Genomic DNA, 14,459 nt, shown 5'->3' on the forward strand with positions numbered 1-14,459 from the left:
TGACCTGTGGATAAGTTGAAAGGCGCCTTGCTGGTAGGCGCTCTGCGGCTGTTTGCCCTGCTTCCGTGGCGGGCCGTGCAGGCCGTGGGCTCGGCGATTGGCTGGGTCATGTGGAAAACCCCGAACCGTTCCCGCGACGTGGTACGGATCAATCTGTCCAAGTGCTTTCCGGACATGGACCCCGCCGAGCGTGAACGCCTGGTGGGCCAGAGCCTGAAGGACATCGGCAAGTCCCTGACCGAAAGCGCCTGCGCCTGGATCTGGCCAGCCCAGCGCTCCATTGATCTGGTGCGCGAAGTCGAAGGCCTCGACATATTGAAGGACGCCCTCGCCTCCGGCAAAGGCGTGGTCGGCATCACCAGCCACTTGGGCAACTGGGAAGTGCTGAACCACTTCTATTGCAGTCAGTGCAAGCCAATCATTTTCTACCGCCCACCGAAGTTGAAGGCGGTGGATGAATTGCTGCAAAAGCAGCGGGTGCAACTGGGTAACAAGGTCGCCGCTTCCACAAAAGAAGGCATCCTCAGCGTCATCAAGGAAGTGCGCAAAGGTGGTGCGGTGGGCATTCCCGCTGACCCGGAACCGTCCGAATCCGCCGGGATCTTCGTGCCGTTCTTCGCCACCCAGGCGCTGACCAGCAAGTTCGTGCCCAACATGCTCGCTGGCGGCAAAGCGGTCGGCGTGTTCCTGCACGCCCTGCGCCTGCCGGACGGCTCAGGCTACAAAGTGATCCTTGAAGCCGCGCCAGAGGCCATGTACAGCACCGATACAGCGCAATCCTGTGCGGCCATGAGCCAGGTAGTCGAGCGCTATGTGCGAGCGTACCCGAGCCAGTACATGTGGAGCATGAAGCGCTTCAAGAAGCGCCCGCCGGGTGAAGAGCGTTGGTATTGATTCAATTGGCATGATCTGTGGATAACCCTGGACTTGGGGTTATCCACAACCGTTCACTCAAGGGCGCAGAAGATGTCCGAACACCGCAAGTCGTTCCGCATCAAGATCAGTCACGAAAGCATCGGTGATTGCCTGGGGCAGACGCGTAACCTGTCGACCACCGGCGTTTACGTCAAGCATCCGCAACTGTCGGCGCTGCCCCGAGGGGCGGTGGTCTACGGGCAGGTGCAGGACTTACCCACAGGCGCGCCGCGGGTGCGCATGGAAGTGGTGCTGGTGGACGCCGACGGCATCGGTTTGCGTTACCTCTGATCAGTGCGACTGACGCTCGAGCTTCTTCAGGAACACTGTCATTTCTTTCTCGGCCTGCTTGTCGCCATGGCCGCGAGCGGCTTCCAGGCCTTGCTCCCAGGCTTGGCGCGCGGCTGTAAAATCCGCCAGTGCCAGGTGGGCCTTGCCCAGTAGTTTCCACGCCGCCGAATATTTCGGATCGAATTCGACGCAGCGTTGGAAATGCTCCGCAGCCTTGGCGTTTTCCCCCAGATCCAGATAGCCCTTGCCCAGGCCGAAGCGCAGCAAAGCGTTATCCACACCCTTGGCGAGCATTTTTTCCAGGGATTCGATCATCTTTTGTGCCTTGGCTTATGTGGTGGTTGTGAGATTGCCTTCGCGGGCAAGCCCGCTCCCACAGTAATTGAAGTGAACATACATCTTGTGTACGACCAAAACCCCTGTGGGAGCGGGCTTGCCCGCGAAGAGGCCAGTCTGATCAACGCAAAGTCCGGATCAGAAGAAGCTCAACCCCACATGGAACAACTTCTCCACATCGCGAATATGCTTTTTATCCACAAGGAACAGGATCACATGGTCGCCCGCTTCGATCACGGTGTCGTCGTGGGCGATGATTACTTCTTCGTCGCGGATGATCGCACCGATGGTGGTGCCCGGTGGCAGTCCGATGTTCTCGATGGCCTTGCCGATCACCTTGCTCGATTTCGCATCACCATGGGCAATCGCTTCGATGGCCTCCGCCGCGCCCCGGCGCAGTGAGTGCACGCTGACGATGTCGCCACGGCGTACGTGGGCCAGCAAGGTGCCGATGGTTGCCAGTTGCGGGCTGATGGCGATGTCGATGTCGCCGCCCTGGATCAGATCGACATAGGCCGGGTTGTTGATGATGGTCATCACCTTCTTCGCGCCCAGGCGTTTGGCCAGCAGCGAAGACATGATGTTGGCTTCGTCGTCGTTGGTCAGGGCCAGGAAAAGGTCGGCGTCGGCAATGTTCTCTTCCATCAGCAGGTCGCGGTCCGAAGCACTGCCCTGCAACACCACCGTGCTGTCCAGCGTGTCGGAGAGATGACGGCAGCGTGCCGGGTTCATCTCGATGATTTTCACCTGATAACGGCTTTCGATGGCCTCGGCCAGACGTTCGCCGATCTGCCCGCCACCGGCGATGACGATGCGTTTGTAGGTTTCGTCGAGACGGCGCATTTCGCTCATCACCGCACGAATGTTTGCCTTGGCAGCGATGAAAAACACCTCGTCGTCGGCCTCTATCACCGTGTCGCCCTGAGGCAGGATCGGCCGGTCACGACGGAAAATCGCCGCGACGCGGGTTTCCACGTTCGGCATGTGCTCGCGCAACTGCCGCAGTTGCTGACCCACCAGCGGCCCGCCGTAGTACGCCCGCACCGCCACCAGTTGCGCCTTGCCTTCGGCGAAGTCGATTACCTGCAGGGCGCCGGGATGCTGGATCAGGCGCTTGATGTAGTTGGTCACCACTTGTTCCGGGCTGATCAGCACGTCCACCGGAATCGCTTCGTTCTGGAACAACTGCTCTTCGCGGGTCAGGTAGGCGGCTTCGCGAACCCGGGCGATCTTGGTCGGGGTGTGGAACAGGGTGTGGGCGACCTGGCAGGCGACCATGTTGGTTTCGTCGCTGTTGGTTACGGCGACCAGCATGTCGGCGTCATCGGCACCGGCCTGACGCAGCACGGTCGGGAATGAACCGCGACCCTGCACCGTGCGAATGTCCAGGCGATCACCAAGGTCGCGCAGGCGTTCGCCATCGGTGTCGACCACAGTAATATCGTTGGCTTCACTGGCCAGGTGTTCCGCCAGCGAACCGCCGACCTGCCCTGCACCGAGGATGATGATTTTCATCCAGTCACTCCATTGAATCCATTTAACCGCGCGCGGCGGCGATCTTGATCAGCTTGGCGTAGTAGAACCCGTCGTGGCCACCTTCCTGGGCCAGCAACTGGCGACCATGGGGCTGCTTGATGCCGGCCGCCGTGGCGAGGTCCAGTTCACGAGCACCCGGCGTGCGGGCGAGGAAGGCTTCGATGACTTCGGTGTTCTCGGTCGGCAGCGTAGAACAGGTGGCGTACAGCAGGATGCCGCCCACCTCCAATGTGGTCCACATGGCATCGAGCAACTCGCCTTGCAGAACCGCCAGCGCGGCGATGTCGTCGGGTTGGCGGGTCAGCTTGATGTCCGGGTGGCGACGAATCACGCCGGTGGCCGAGCATGGCGCGTCCAGCAGGATGCGCTGGAACGGTTTGCCGTCCCACCACGCCTGCGTGTCGCGGCCGTCGGCGGCAATCAGTTCAGCGCTCAGTTTCAGGCGTTCGAGGTTTTCCCGCACCCGCACCAGCCGCTTGGCCTCCAGGTCTACCGCCACGACACCGGCCAGTTTTGGCTCGGCTTCGAGAATATGGCAGGTCTTGCCGCCCGGTGCGCAGCAGGCGTCCAACACCCGTTGGCCCGGCGCGAGGTCGAGCAGATCGGCAGCCAGTTGCGCGGCTTCGTCCTGTACGCTGATCCAGCCCTCGGCGAAACCCGGCAGGCTGCGCACATCGGCGGCGGCGTCCAGCACGATGCCGTCGCGGCTGTACACACACGGCGTGGCGGCAATACCGGCCTCAGTCAGCAAACCGAGGTAGGCATCACGGCTGTGGTGGCGACGGTTGACCCGCAGGATCATTGGCGGATGCGCATTGTTCGCCGCGCAAATGGCTTCCCATTGCTCTGGCCAGAACGCCTTCAGGGATTTCTGCAGCCAGCGTGGGTGGGCGGTGCGCACCACCGGATCACGTTCCAGCTCGGCGAAAATCGTTTCGCTATCGCGCTGAGCATTACGCAGCACAGCGTTGAGCAACGCCTTGGCCCAGGGCTTTTTCAGCTTGTCAGCACAACCGACGGTTTCACCAATGGCGGCATGGACCGGGACGCGGGTGTAGAGCAACTGATAGAGACCGACCAGCAACAGCGCTTCGACATCGGCGTCGGCGGTCTTGAACGGTTTCTGCAGCAGCTTGGCCGCCAGGGCCGACAAGCGCGGCTGCCAGCGTGCGGTGCCGAACGCCAGGTCCTGGGTGAAGCCGCGATCACGGTCTTCGACCTTGTCCATTTGCGTTGGCAGCGAACTGTTGAGCGAGGCTTTTCCGCTCAGGACAGCGGCGAGTGCCTTGGCGGCGGCCAGACGCGGGTTCATTGAGCGTCCGCCGCTTGACCGAGGACAGTGCCGGTGGCGAATTTCTCACGGCGACTGTTGAACAGGTCGCTGAAGTTCAGCGCCTTGCCGCCGGGCAATTGCAGACGGGTCAGGCACAACGCCTGCTCGCCGCAGGCGACGATCAGACCATCCTTGCTGGCGCCGAGGATTTCACCCGGGGCACCTTTGCCATCAGCCAGATTTGCGGCCAGCACTTTCAGGGCTTCGCCGTTCAAGGTGCTGTGGGTGATCGGCCACGGGTTGAAGGCGCGGACCAGGCGCTCCAGCTCAGCCGCCGGGCGAGTCCAGTCGATGCGAGCTTCGTCCTTGTTCAACTTGTGCGCGTAGGTAGCGAGGCTGTCGTCCTGCACTTCGCCCTCCAGGGTTCCGGCGACGAGGCCGGCAATCGCCTGGACCACGGCCGGCGGGCCCATTTCGGCCAGACGATCGTGCAGGCTGCCGCCGGTGTCATCGGCGCTGATCGGCGTAGCTACCTTGAGCAGCATCGGCCCGGTGTCGAGGCCGGCTTCCATGCGCATCACGGTCACACCGCTTTCGGCGTCACCTGCCTCCACGGCGCGCTGGATCGGCGCCGCACCACGCCAGCGTGGCAACAGCGAAGCGTGGCTGTTAATGCAACCCAGGCGCGGAATATCCAACACCACTTGCGGCAGGATCAGTCCGTAGGCGACGACCACCATCAAGTCCGGCTTCAGTGCAGCCAGTTCGGCCTGAGCATCTTCGTTGCGCAAGGTGGGCGGTTGCAGCACCGGGATGCTGTTTTCCAGCGCCAGCTGCTTGACCGGGCTCGGCATCAGTTTTTGCCCGCGACCGGCCGGACGATCCGGTTGGGTGTAGACCGCGACGATCTCGTAAGGGCTGTCGAGCAGGGCCTTGAGGTGTTCGGCGGCGAATTCCGGGGTGCCGGCAAAGACAATGCGCAGTGGCTCAGTCATGGGTGACGTCTCTTGAAAAGAAAAAGGCTTGCCGCGGCAAGCCTTTGAAGATGGGCATCAGGCGTTCTGGCGATGAAGCTTTTCCAGTTTCTTCTTGATGCGGTCGCGTTTGAGCGTCGACAGGTAATCGACGAACAATTTACCGTTGAGGTGGTCGCATTCATGCTGGATGCACACGGCGAGCAAATCTTCGGCGATCAGTTCGTAAGGCTGGCCGTCGCGGTCCAGTGCCTTGACCTTGACCCGTTGCGGGCGATCGACGTTTTCGTAGAAGCCGGGCACCGACAGGCAGCCTTCCTGATACTGGCCCATCTCGTCGGTCAGGGGTTCGAACTCTGGGTTGATGAACACTCGTGGTTCGCTGCGGTCTTCGGAGAGGTCCATCACGACGATACGTTTGTGCACGTTGACCTGGGTAGCGGCGAGGCCGATGCCAGGCGCTTCATACATTGTTTCAAACATGTCGTCGACCAACTGACGCACTTCGTCGTCCACTACGGCCACTGGTTTGGCGATAGTGCGCAGACGCGGATCAGGGAATTCGAGGATGTTTAAAATGGCCATAAGCTTGATTAGTGCACGTGTGAAGTAAGGTCGGGTCGATGGCCTGGCGGTCCGAAGATGCAGGCTACCGTTGTAAAACGTAGCTCCCTTTTGTTGACAAGCAAGTCTTGATAAGCAAGCAGGGAGCGAGCCTCTGACGGCTCTGGCGTTTCACGCGAATGCACATAATAAAGGGATTCACCGCATGAGGAAATCACTACTCGCCCTGCTGCTACTGGCCTCGGCCGGTCTGGCGTACGGGCAAGTGCAAATTCGGGAAAATATTCCCACCATAAAGCTCTCGCCTCAGGTGCGCAGCAGCCCGGTAACCGAGGCTATCCCCGGCATTGCGCTGAAATCGATCAACAGCTTTCTGCTGAGCAACCGCATCGTCGACAAGGCCGAAGATTTCGACAAGGCACCCTACATCGTCGCTGGCGATGCCGAACGGGTGCTCAGCGGCGCGGGTGACCGCATCTTTGCGCGAGGCCATTTCGATCCGGCGCAACCAGCATACGGCATCTTCCGCCAAGGCAAGGTCTACACCGATCCGCAGAGCAAGGAGATTCTTGGGATCAACGCCGACGACATTGGCGGCGGCGAGGTCGTGGCCATCGAAGGTGACGTCGCCACCCTGGAGTTGCAACGCACGACCCAGGAGGTTCGCCTGGGCGATCGCTTGTTCAGCGGTGAAGAGCACGCGATCAACTCGACCTTCACTCCGAGCGCACCGAGCCACGATATCAACGGTTTGATCATCGATGTGCCGCGCGGGGTCACGCAGATCGGCGAGTTGGACGTGGTCACGCTGAACAAGGGGCAGCGCGATGGCCTGGCCGAAGGCAACCTGCTGGCGGTAATGAAAACCGGCGAAACCGTGCGCGACCGGATCACCGGTCAGCCGTTGAAAATTCCCGATGAGCGCGCCGGTCTGCTGATGGTTTTCCGTACTTACGACAAACTCAGTTATGGGCTGGTGCTTAGTGCTTCACGCTCGCTGTCGGTGATGGACAAGGTGCGAAATCCGTAAGCGTGCTTCACAAGTTACCAACAGAGTTATCCACAGCTTATTCCCGTTTGTACGGGGGCTTATTTCGATCAAGGATGATCCATGTCGCTGCCTGCTGTTACACCGGTTTCCCCCGCGGAACTGGAAGCTCGATTACGTCTGCACCGTTTGCCGGAACTCGGTCCGGCACGGTTCAAGAAACTGCTTGAAGCCTTCGGCTCGGCGTCCAAAGCGATCAGCGCACCGGCCAGTGCCTGGCGCGCGCTGGGTTTGCCATTGGCCTGTTCCGAGGTCAGGCGTAGCCCCGAGATCCGTGACGGCGCCAGCCATGCATTGGCCTGGCTAGAGCATCCGGCCCAGCATTTACTGATGTGGGACCAACCGGACTACCCGGCCCTGCTGGCACAAATCAGCGATGCACCACCGCTGTTATTTGTCGCGGGCGATCCGGGCATTCTGGAAAAACCACAACTGGCGATGGTCGGCAGCCGTCGTGCATCCCGGCCGGGGATGGACACTGCTGCTGCGTTTTCCCGCAGCCTGGCAGGTGCCGGTTTTGTCATTACCAGCGGCCTGGCCCTGGGCATTGACGCCGCCGCGCACCAGGCCGCGCTGGATGTTGGCGGGCAAACGGTCGGCGTGCTCGGTACGGGGCTCGAGAAGTTTTATCCACAGCGCAATAGACGCCTGGCGGACGCCATGATCGCTTCGGGCAGCGCAGTGCTTTCGGAGTTTCCGCTGGATGCAGGCCCCAGCGCCGGCAACTTCCCCCGGCGCAACCGGATCATCAGTGGTTTGTCTCTCGGGGTGCTGGTGGTCGAAGCCAGTGTTGCCAGCGGTTCATTGATCACCGCGAGGCTGGCGGCGGAACAGGGGCGCGAGGTGTTTGCGATGCCAGGGTCGATCCATCACCCCGGCGCCCGCGGTTGTCATCAGTTGATTCGGGACGGTGCGGTGCTGGTGGAAACCATCGAACATATCCTCGAAGCCTTGCGCGGCTGGCAACGACTGCCGTTATCCACAGAAATCTGCACCCCGGCAACGACCCACCCATTGCTGAAACTGCTGCATGCCGCGCCTCACACCAGTGAAGCGCTGGCCGACGCAAGCGGCTGGACCTTGCCGAAGGTGCTGGCGGCGCTGACGGAACTGGAAATGGATGGCCGCGCCGTGTGCGAAAGCGGGCGCTGGTTTGCGCGGGTGAGCTAGGTTTTATAAACAAGATCGGTAAACTGCGCAGAGCCTTATTCTGGAGTGTTTTTTCATGGTCAACAGTTGGCGTGTGCAACAAGCCGCGCAAGCAATTCGCGCCGGGGCGGTGATTGCCTACCCAACCGAAGCAGTCTGGGGGCTGGGTTGCGATCCGTGGGATGAGGAAGCGGTGGAGCGTCTGCTGCTGATCAAGGGCCGTTCTGTGGACAAGGGGCTGATTCTGGTCGCCGACAACATCCGTCAGTTCGATTTCCTCTTCGAAGACTTCCCCGAGTTGTGGATGGACCGCATGGCCAGCACCTGGCCGGGTCCGAACACCTGGCTGGTGCCGCACCAGAACCTGCTGCCGGAGTGGATTACCGGCATGCATGAAACCGTGGCGCTGCGGGTCAGCGATCACCCTCTGGTGCGGGACTTGTGCGCGCTGGTCGGGCCGTTGGTGTCGACGTCGGCCAACCCGCAGGGGCGCCCGGCGGCACGTACGCGGCTTCGCGTAGAACAGTATTTCCGTGGCCAGGTGGATCTGGTGCTGGGTGGCAATCTGGGCGGGCGCAAGAACCCGAGCGTGATTCGTGATCTGGCGACCGGCAAGGTTGTGCGCCCGGATTGAGACCGGGTTGACCTCATTCGCGAGCAAGCCCGCTCCCACACTGGATCTGTGAACGACACAGATCCAGTGTGGGAGCGGGCTTGCTCGCGAAGGGGCCCTACCAGTCAACTACCCATTCAGGGCAACAGAACAACCGAACCCGTCGTACGCCGCGCCGACAACTCGGTCTGCGCCTTCGCCGCGTCAGCCAGTGGATAACGCTGGCTGATGTCCACGGTCAACTTGCCGCTGATGATCATTTCGAACAACTCGTCGGCCATGCGTTGCAGGTTCTCGGCGTTGTTCGCATAAGTGCCCAGGGTTGGCCGGGTCACGTACAGCGAGCCTTTCCCTGCCAGGATCCCCAGGTTCACGCCGTCGACCGCGCCGGACGCATTGCCGAAACTCACCACCAGCCCGCGCGGCGCGACGCTGTCGAGTGAAGTGAGCCAAGTGTCCTTGCCCACGCCGTCGTACACCACCGGGACTTTTTTGCCGTCGGTCAATTCCAGCACGCGTTGCGCGACATTTTCATGGCTGTAGTCGATGGTCGCCCAGGCACCGTTGGCCTTGGCCAGCGCTGCTTTCTCCGCCGAACTGACAGTGCCGATCAGCTTTACGCCCAAGGCTCTGGCCCATTGGCAGGCCAGAGAGCCGACCCCACCGGCCGCGGCATGGAACAGGATGGTTTCGCCACCCTTGAGTTCATAAGTCTGACGCAGCAGGTACTGCACGGTCAGGCCCTTGAGCATCACGCCGGCGGCCTGTTCGAAGCTGATGGCGTCCGGCAGTTTCACCAGATTGGCCTCGGGCAAGACGTGAACATCGCTGTAGGCGCCCAGAGGGCCGCTACCATAGGCCACGCGATCGCCGATCTTGAAGCGGGTCACGTCGCTGCCCACCGCCTCGACCACGCCTGCCCCCTCTGAACCGACACCGGACGGCAGAGATGGCGGTGGATACAAACCGCTACGGTAATAAGTATCGATGAAGTTCAGGCCGATGGCCTTGTTGGTCACGCGCACTTCCTTCGGACCTGGCTCGGCGGGTTGGTAATCCACATATTCGAGCACTTCGGGGCCGCCATGGGCGCGGAACTGGATACGCTTTGCCATCAGAACTCTCCATAGGTCGTTTTACCAAGCTCCCTATCGGACTCCTAAGCTTGATCTTCGTCAACTGCGACGGGGTGACTTGCGATGGTATGCTACGGGCCCATTTGCGCAGGCTGAGCTCCAATGGAGCGCCGCGTTGTTTTGCCCGATTCAAGGTGATGACATGACGACCCGCACCGAGGCCGTAAAAGCCTACCTGCTCGACCTGCAAGACCGTATTTGCGCCGCCCTGGAAGCCGAAGACGGTGGCACGCAATTCGTCGAAGACGCCTGGACCAGGCCGGCGGGTGGTGGCGGTCGCACCCGTGTGATAGAAAACGGCGCGGTGATTGAAAAGGGTGGCGTCAACTTTTCCCATGTATTCGGCAGCGGTCTTCCACCGTCTGCCAGTGCTCATCGACCGGAACTGGCCGGCCGTGGCTTCGAAGCCCTCGGCGTGTCGCTGGTCATTCACCCGCATAACCCGCACGTACCGACTTCCCACGCCAACGTGCGCTTTTTCATCGCTGAAAAAGAAGGTGAAGAACCGGTCTGGTGGTTTGGCGGCGGCTTCGACCTGACCCCGTATTACGGCAACGAAGAAGACTGCATCCACTGGCATCGCATCGCCGAGCAGGCCTGCGCGCCGTTCGGCCCGGACGTCTACCCGCGTTACAAGGCCTGGTGCGACAGCTACTTCCACATCAAGCATCGTCACGAGCCGCGTGGTATCGGCGGCCTGTTTTTCGACGACCTGAACGAGTGGGACTTCGACACCAGCTTCGCCTTCATGCGCGCCATCGGTGATGCGTATATCGACGCCTATCTGCCGATCGTGCAGCGCCGCAAGAACGATGCGTTTACCGAAAAGCAGCGGGAATTCCAGGAGTTCCGCCGTGGGCGCTACGTTGAATTCAACCTGGTCTACGACCGCGGCACGCTGTTCGGCCTGCAATCGGGTGGGCGTACCGAGTCGATCTTGATGTCGCTGCCTCCGCAAGTGCGCTGGGGTTACGACTGGAAGGCCGAGCCTGGCAGCGAAGAAGCGCGTTTGACCGAGTACTTCCTGCAAGACCGCGATTGGTTGGCCGAAGCCTGAACGAGGAATACTGATGGACCGTTATGTCGTATTCGGTAACCCGATTGGCCACAGCAAGTCGCCGTTGATCCATCGCCTGTTCGCCGAACAGACCGCGCAAAAGCTGGACTACAACACGCTGCTGGCGCCACTCGACGACTTCTCCACCTGTGCCCGGACGTTTTTCCTCGAAGGACGCGGCGCCAATGTGACAGTGCCGTTCAAGGAAGAAGCCTATAGGCTGGCGAACAGCCTGACGGCGCGGGCGCAGCGGGCGGGCGCGATCAATACCTTGAGCAAACTGGCCGATGGCAGTCTGCTGGGTGACAACACCGACGGTGCCGGGCTGGTGCGCGACCTGACGGTCAACGCCGGGTTTAGCCTCAAGGGCAAACGCATCCTGCTGCTCGGCGCTGGTGGCGCGGTGCGCGGTGCTTTGGAGCCCTTGCTGGCCGAGCAACCGGCATCGGTGATCATCGCCAACCGCACGGTGGAAAAGGCCGAGTTGCTGGCGGAACTGTTCTGCGATCTGGGGCCGGTCTCGGCCAGCGGCTATGACTGGTTGCGGGAGTCGGTGGACCTGATCATCAACGCGACCTCCGCGAGCCTGACCGGCGATGTACCGCCGATTGCTGCCAGCCTGATCGAGCCGGGCAAAACGGTGTGCTACGACATGATGTACGGCAAGGAACCGACCTCGTTCTGCCGCTGGGCCAGCGAACACGGGGCTGCGGTGGCGATGGATGGCTTGGGCATGCTGGCCGAGCAAGCGGCGGAGGCGTTTTTCCTGTGGCGCGGTGTGCGACCGGATACAGCGCCGGTGCTGGCTGAGTTGCGTCGGCAGTTGGCTCTTTAAAAGCTTCGCGAGCAAGCCCGCTCCCACACTGGATCTGTGTCATGCACAAAACCAATGTGGGAGTGAAGTCGGATCAGTCTTCAAACCGGATCGGGCATTTCTCCGCCCCTTCCAGCTTCCTCAGCTCTTCCACCACCTGCGGCCGGGCTCGACGCAACGTCAGGCTGCGGTTCTGGCGAAGCAGCCGTCGCGCTTCCTGATGCAGCATTTCCACTCCTGAATAGTCGATGAAGTTGATCTGCTGCGCCTCGATCACCACGCGTGCACCGTTCATGCGTTGCAGGCGCACTTGCAGGTAATGGCTGGCGCCGAAAAAGATCGAGCCCCCCACTCGCAGAATGTCCTCTTCGCCATCTCGCATATGCTGCACCCGTGGTTGCGATGTGCGCTTGAGGTAGAAAAAAAGCGAGGCCAACACGCCAGCGTAGATCGCCGTTTGCAATTCCAGCAGCAGGGTGGCGACGCAGGTCAGCGCCATGACCACGAATTCAGCACGGCTGACCCGCAACAACGCGCGAATGCCGCGATGGTCCACCAGTCCCCAGGCGATCAACAGAATGCTGCCGGCCATGGCCGGAATCGGGATGTGTGCGATCAGGCTCGCGCCGAAGATCGCAAACAGTGCCACCCACAATGCCGAAAAAATCCCGGCCAGTGGCGAACAGGCCCCCGCTTCAAAGCTCAGGCCTGAGCGAGTGAAAGAGCCGGCCGACAGCGATCCGGAAAAAAGCGCACCGACGATATTCGACAAGCCCTGGGCACGGACTTCCTGGTTGGCATCGAGCAGTTGCTGGGAACGTGCCGAGATCGAGCGGGCAATCGACAGGCTGGTCACCAGTCCGAGCATACCGACCGCCACTGCGCTGGGCAGCAGGCGCAGGATCAGATCGAGATCCAGCGGCAACGGACTGAAAGGCGGCAGTTTGCCGGTGAAGGCGCTGACCAGTTGCACATGGCCGAACATTGATGGCCAGAGCCAAACCAGCAAGCCGCCGAGGATCAGGGTGATCAAGAGCGTCGGCCAGCGTGGCAGCAGCGGCTTGAGGATCACGCCCACCACCACTGTCGCCAGCCCCAGTGCCAGCGAAGGTTTGTCCATCTCGCCGAAATGACGCAACAACGAGATGAAACTATCCAGCGCGGTGGCCTGGCTGGGCAAATCCAGCCCCAGCAGGTTAGGCAATTGACCGATGGCAATCACTACGGCAGCACCCAGGGTGAAGCCGAGCACCACCGAGTGCGAGACGAAATTCACCAGTGCGCCAAACCGCAGCAAACCCAGCAGCCACTGAAAGAGGCCTGCAAGAAACGTCAGCAACAGGATCAACATGACGTAGTCCTGCGACGCTGGAACGGCCAGAGGACTGACGCTGGCGTACAGGACAATGGAGATGGCCGCCGTAGGACCGCAAATCAGATGCCACGACGAGCCCCAGAGGCAAGCGATCAATACCGGGATGATTGCCGCGTACAGGCCGTATTCCGGCGGCAGGCCGGCAATCAGTGCGTAGGCAATGGATTGCGGCAACGCCAGAATCGCGCCGCTGAGGCCGACGATCAGGTCACGACCGACGCTGGCGCGGGTTTGCCGGGGTAGCCAGGTGAGGAAGGGGAACAATGAATGGCGGCTTGGCAGGGCCATGGGGCCTCTCGGTGAATAAACGGCGAAAATGTCAGGGTGGTGGGTCAGAACAAGTTGTGCAAGGGCGACCATCGAATCGCGGGCAAGCCCGCTCCCACAAGGATCTCCGAAAACCTGTGGGAGCGGGCTTGCCCGCGATGGCGTCCTTGAACGTTACAACTTGGCTTTGACCGCCGGCAACGCATCCTGCCCATCCACGGTCTTCACTCCATCAAGCCACTTGTCCAGCACGGCCGGGTTGGCCTTGATCCATGCCTTGGCCGCCTCGGTATTGCTGACTTTCTTGTTCACCACCTCGGCCATGATGCTGTTCTCCATGTCCTGGGTGAAGCTCAGGTTGGTCAGCAGTTTGCCAACGTTCGGGCAGGCCTGTGCATAACCTTTGCGGGTCAGGGTGTGCACGCTGCCGGTGTCACCGAAGTATTTCTCGCCACCCTTCAGATAGTGCATTTTCAGCTGCACGTTCATCGGGTGCGGGGTCCAGCCGAGGAAGGTCACGAACTTCTGTTTTTTCACTGCGCGGGACACTTCCGCCAGCATCGCCTGCTCGCTGGATTCGACCAGTTTCCACTGGCCCATGTCGAAATCGTTTTTCTTGATGATCTCTTGCAGCGAGATGTTCGCTGGCGCGCCGGAGCCGATGCCGTAGATCTTGCGGTCGAACTTGTCGGCGTATTTGTTCAGGTCGGCAAAGTTATGCACACCCGCCTCCCACACGTAATCCGGAACGGCGAGGGTGAATTCGGTGCCGTCGAGGTTCTTCGCCAATTGCGTGACATCGCCGTTGGCGACGAACTTGTCATAGAAGCCCTGCTGCGCCGGCATCCAGTTACCCAGGAACACATCGACCTGGCCATCCTTGAGCCCGCCAAAGGTTATCGGCACCGCCAGGGTGTCGACCTTAGCCTTGTAGCCCATGCCGTCCAGCAGAAACCCGGTGATGGCATTGGTCGCGGCGATGTCGCTCCAGCCAGGGTCGGCCATTTTCACGGTCTCGCAACTCTGATCGGCAAACGCTGATGCACTGCCCAGAGCCAGGAGCCCGACCGTCAGTACTGTGGATAACCTTTGCATGGACTTCCCCTTAACA

Annotated in this window: 15 protein-coding genes; 7 read left to right on the forward strand and 8 right to left on the reverse strand. The window is 61.1% G+C overall.

Features of this window, described 5'->3' with window-relative positions; translation table 11 throughout:
- The first annotated feature begins 6 nt into the window (after nt 1-6).
- Nucleotides 7-894: a lysophospholipid acyltransferase gene (locus PMI34_RS25915; RefSeq protein ID WP_008045719.1), complete on the forward strand. Its 888-nt coding sequence runs from the start codon at nt 7-9 to the stop codon at nt 892-894.
- A 72-nt stretch (nt 895-966) separates the two neighbouring features.
- Nucleotides 967-1,206, forward strand: a complete 240-nt coding sequence (locus PMI34_RS25910; RefSeq protein WP_008045721.1) for a hypothetical protein — start codon at nt 967-969, stop codon at nt 1,204-1,206.
- On the opposite strand, the gene PMI34_RS25905 is transcribed toward PMI34_RS25910, so the two are convergent.
- The 5 genes from PMI34_RS25905 to def form a co-directional block, all read right to left on the reverse strand.
- Nucleotides 1,207-1,521, reverse strand: a complete 315-nt coding sequence (locus PMI34_RS25905) for a tetratricopeptide repeat protein (RefSeq protein WP_008045723.1) — start codon at nt 1,519-1,521, stop codon at nt 1,207-1,209.
- 159 nt (nt 1,522-1,680) lie between these two features.
- Complete coding sequence (gene trkA / locus PMI34_RS25900; protein ID WP_008045725.1) at nt 1,681-3,057, reverse strand: Trk system potassium transporter TrkA; 1,377 nt, start codon at nt 3,055-3,057, stop codon at nt 1,681-1,683.
- Between the two features lie 22 nt (nt 3,058-3,079).
- Nucleotides 3,080-4,390, reverse strand: coding sequence for a 16S rRNA (cytosine(967)-C(5))-methyltransferase RsmB (rsmB, locus tag PMI34_RS25895; RefSeq protein ID WP_008045727.1), 1,311 nt, complete (start codon nt 4,388-4,390; stop codon nt 3,080-3,082).
- Nucleotides 4,387-5,346: a methionyl-tRNA formyltransferase gene (gene fmt, locus PMI34_RS25890; protein ID WP_008045729.1), complete on the reverse strand. Its 960-nt coding sequence runs from the start codon at nt 5,344-5,346 to the stop codon at nt 4,387-4,389. The genes rsmB and fmt overlap by 4 nt, the downstream gene beginning before the upstream one ends.
- A gap of 57 nt (nt 5,347-5,403) precedes the next feature.
- Nucleotides 5,404-5,910, reverse strand: coding sequence for a peptide deformylase (def, locus tag PMI34_RS25885; RefSeq protein ID WP_008045730.1), 507 nt, complete (start codon nt 5,908-5,910; stop codon nt 5,404-5,406).
- A gap of 184 nt (nt 5,911-6,094) precedes the next feature.
- On the opposite strand from def, the gene PMI34_RS25880 reads away from it, so the two are divergent.
- From PMI34_RS25880 to PMI34_RS25870, 3 genes are all read left to right on the forward strand, one after another.
- Complete coding sequence (locus PMI34_RS25880; protein WP_008045732.1) at nt 6,095-6,919, forward strand: hypothetical protein; 825 nt, start codon at nt 6,095-6,097, stop codon at nt 6,917-6,919.
- Between the two features lie 81 nt (nt 6,920-7,000).
- Nucleotides 7,001-8,107 carry a DNA-processing protein DprA gene (dprA, locus tag PMI34_RS25875; protein ID WP_008045734.1) on the forward strand — a complete coding sequence of 369 codons (1,107 nt, stop codon included), beginning with the start codon at nt 7,001-7,003 and terminating at the stop codon, nt 8,105-8,107.
- Nucleotides 8,108-8,162: 55 nt separating this feature from the next.
- Entirely contained in the window at nt 8,163-8,720 is a 558-nt protein-coding gene (locus tag PMI34_RS25870) for an L-threonylcarbamoyladenylate synthase (protein ID WP_008045737.1), read from the forward strand.
- Nucleotides 8,721-8,836: 116 nt separating this feature from the next.
- Here PMI34_RS25870 and PMI34_RS25865 read toward each other — a convergent pair whose 3' ends face one another.
- Nucleotides 8,837-9,814 carry an NADPH:quinone reductase gene (locus PMI34_RS25865; protein ID WP_008045747.1) on the reverse strand — a complete coding sequence of 326 codons (978 nt, stop codon included), beginning with the start codon at nt 9,812-9,814 and terminating at the stop codon, nt 8,837-8,839.
- A 163-nt stretch (nt 9,815-9,977) separates the two neighbouring features.
- Between PMI34_RS25865 and hemF the strand changes: the two genes are divergently transcribed.
- Nucleotides 9,978-10,892, forward strand: coding sequence for an oxygen-dependent coproporphyrinogen oxidase (gene hemF, locus PMI34_RS25860; RefSeq protein ID WP_008045748.1), 915 nt, complete (start codon nt 9,978-9,980; stop codon nt 10,890-10,892).
- Nucleotides 10,893-10,905: 13 nt separating this feature from the next.
- Nucleotides 10,906-11,727 (forward strand): shikimate dehydrogenase, encoded by an 822-nt coding sequence (gene aroE / locus PMI34_RS25855; RefSeq protein ID WP_008045749.1) that lies wholly within the window; start codon nt 10,906-10,908, stop codon nt 11,725-11,727.
- 73 nt (nt 11,728-11,800) lie between these two features.
- On the opposite strand, the gene PMI34_RS25850 is transcribed toward aroE, so the two are convergent.
- Nucleotides 11,801-13,369, reverse strand: coding sequence for a SulP family inorganic anion transporter (locus PMI34_RS25850; RefSeq protein WP_008045750.1), 1,569 nt, complete (start codon nt 13,367-13,369; stop codon nt 11,801-11,803).
- 153 nt (nt 13,370-13,522) lie between these two features.
- Nucleotides 13,523-14,443: a choline ABC transporter substrate-binding protein gene (choX, locus tag PMI34_RS25845; protein WP_008045751.1), complete on the reverse strand. Its 921-nt coding sequence runs from the start codon at nt 14,441-14,443 to the stop codon at nt 13,523-13,525.
- Nucleotides 14,444-14,459 lie beyond the last annotated feature (16 nt).

The organism is Pseudomonas sp. GM74 (genome assembly GCF_000282455.1).
Lineage (GTDB): Bacteria > Pseudomonadota > Gammaproteobacteria > Pseudomonadales > Pseudomonadaceae > Aquipseudomonas.